This is a genomic window from Mycobacterium sp. 1165178.9 (assembly GCF_001673555.1).
Lineage (GTDB): Bacteria > Actinomycetota > Actinomycetes > Mycobacteriales > Mycobacteriaceae > Mycobacterium.
Window position 1 is genome coordinate 1 of the sequence record NZ_LZMB01000410.1, and the last position, 1,898, is coordinate 1,898.

The 1,898-nt window shown below is 70.6% G+C and carries 2 protein-coding genes; both read right to left on the reverse strand.

Going from position 1 to position 1,898, the window contains the following annotated elements:
- Positions 1-48: 48 nt before the first annotated feature.
- Positions 49-1,563, reverse strand: coding sequence for an Asp-tRNA(Asn)/Glu-tRNA(Gln) amidotransferase subunit GatA (gatA, locus tag A5652_RS17950; protein ID WP_067354317.1), 1,515 nt, complete (start codon positions 1,561-1,563; stop codon positions 49-51).
- Positions 1,560-1,859, reverse strand: coding sequence for an Asp-tRNA(Asn)/Glu-tRNA(Gln) amidotransferase subunit GatC (gene gatC, locus A5652_RS17955; protein ID WP_067354321.1), 300 nt, complete (start codon positions 1,857-1,859; stop codon positions 1,560-1,562). The genes gatA and gatC overlap by 4 nt, the downstream gene beginning before the upstream one ends.
- Positions 1,860-1,898 lie beyond the last annotated feature (39 nt).

Genomic DNA, 1,898 nt, shown 5'->3' on the forward strand with positions numbered 1-1,898 from the left:
CGATCCGCATCCCCTCATCTTGCCTGGGGTGGCGGCCTTATGGCGCGATTAGCCGGCGACGGTCCCCACGGTGGGCGCCGACGGCAGCGGTCCGCGGGCGGCCTCGTAGGCGGCGCCGACCCGGTAGAGCCGGTCGTCGGCCAGTGCGGGCGCCATGATCTGCAGGCCGACCGGCAGGTCGTCGTCCGGTGACAGACCGGCCGGCACCGACATGCCGCAGTGGCCGGCCAGATTCAGCGGCAGCGTGCACAGGTCGAACAGGTACATCGCCAGCGGATCGTCCACCTTCTCACCGAGCCGGAACGCCGTCGTCGGGGTCGCGGGCGACACCACCACGTCGACCGAGCGATAGGCCTCGTCGAGGTCGCGCGCGATCAGCGTGCGCACCTTTTGCGCCTGGTTGTAATAGGCGTCGTAATAACCGGCGGACAGCGCGTAGGTGCCGATCATGATGCGCCGCTTGACCTCCGGCCCGAAGCCTGCGGCCCGCGTCATTGCCATCACTTCCTCGGCGCTGTGACTGCCGTCGTCGCCCACCCGCAGGCCGTAGCGCATCGCGTCGAAGCGGGCCAGGTTGCTCGACACCTCCGACGGCAGGATCAGGTAGTAGGCGGCCAGCGCGTACTCGAAATGGGGGCAGTCGACCTCGCTCACTTCGGCTCCCAGGGCGGTCAGCTGCTCGACGGCGGCCTCGAAAGCCCTGAGCACGCCGGGCTGGTAGCCCTCGCCGCGCAGCTGCTTGACCACCCCGACGCGCACGCCCTTGAGGTCACCGGACGCGCCGGCCTTTGCGGCGCCGACGACGTCGGGCACCGCCGCGTCGACGGACGTGGAGTCGCGGCTGTCGTGCCCGGCGATTACCTGATGCAGAAGCGCGGTGTCCAGCACGGTGCGCGCGCACGGCCCGCCCTGATCCAGCGACGACGCGCATGCCACCAGGCCGTAGCGCGACACCGTGCCGTAGGTGGGCTTGACTCCCACGGTCGCGGTGAGTGCGGCGGGCTGTCGGATGGAGCCTCCGGTGTCGGACCCGATGGCCAGCGGGGCCTGGAACGCGGCCAGCGCGGCGGCACTGCCACCGCCGGAGCCGCCGGGCACCCGATCGACGTCCCAAGGATTGCGGGTCGGCCCGTAGGCGGAGTTCTCCGTCGAGCTGCCCATCGCGAACTCGTCCATGTTGGTCTTGCCCAGGATCGGGATTCCCGCGGCGCGCAACCGCGAGGTGACTGTGGCGTCGTACGGCGAACGCCAGCCCTCGAGGATCTTGGAACCGCAGGTCGTGGGCATGTCGGCCGTGGTGAAGACGTCCTTCAGTGCCAGCGGGACCCCGGCCAGCGGTGACGGAAGCCGCCCCCCGGCGGCCACCGCCTCCTCGACCTGCTTGTCAATGGCGGCCGCCGCCGCAAGCGCCTCGTCGGCCGCCACGTGCAGGAAGGCGTGGTAGCGGTCGTCGGTCGCTTGGATTTGGTCCAGGCATGCCTGGGTGACCTCGACCGAGGACACCTCTTTGGCGGCGATCCGGGCGGCCAGCGTGGCGGCGTCGGACCGGATGATCTCGTTCACTCGCTGTCCCCCAGGATCTGCGGGACCGCGAAGCGGCCCTCGACGGCCGCGGGCGCCTCGGCCAGTGCTTCGGCCTGCGTCAGGCACGGTGTCGACTCGTCGGGCCGGGTGACGTTGACATCTTTCAGCGGGTTGTCGGTCGCTTCGACACCGGTGACATCGACCGCCTGCACCTGGCTGACGTGGGTCAGGATGGCGTCAAGCTGGCCGGCGAAGCTGTCGAGCTCGCTGTCGGTCAGCGCCAGCCGGGACAGCCGGGCCAGGTGCGCTACCTCGTCGCGGGAGATCTGGGACACGGCTGCAAAGCCTAGCCGCGGGTGCGGGACCCGGTGCAC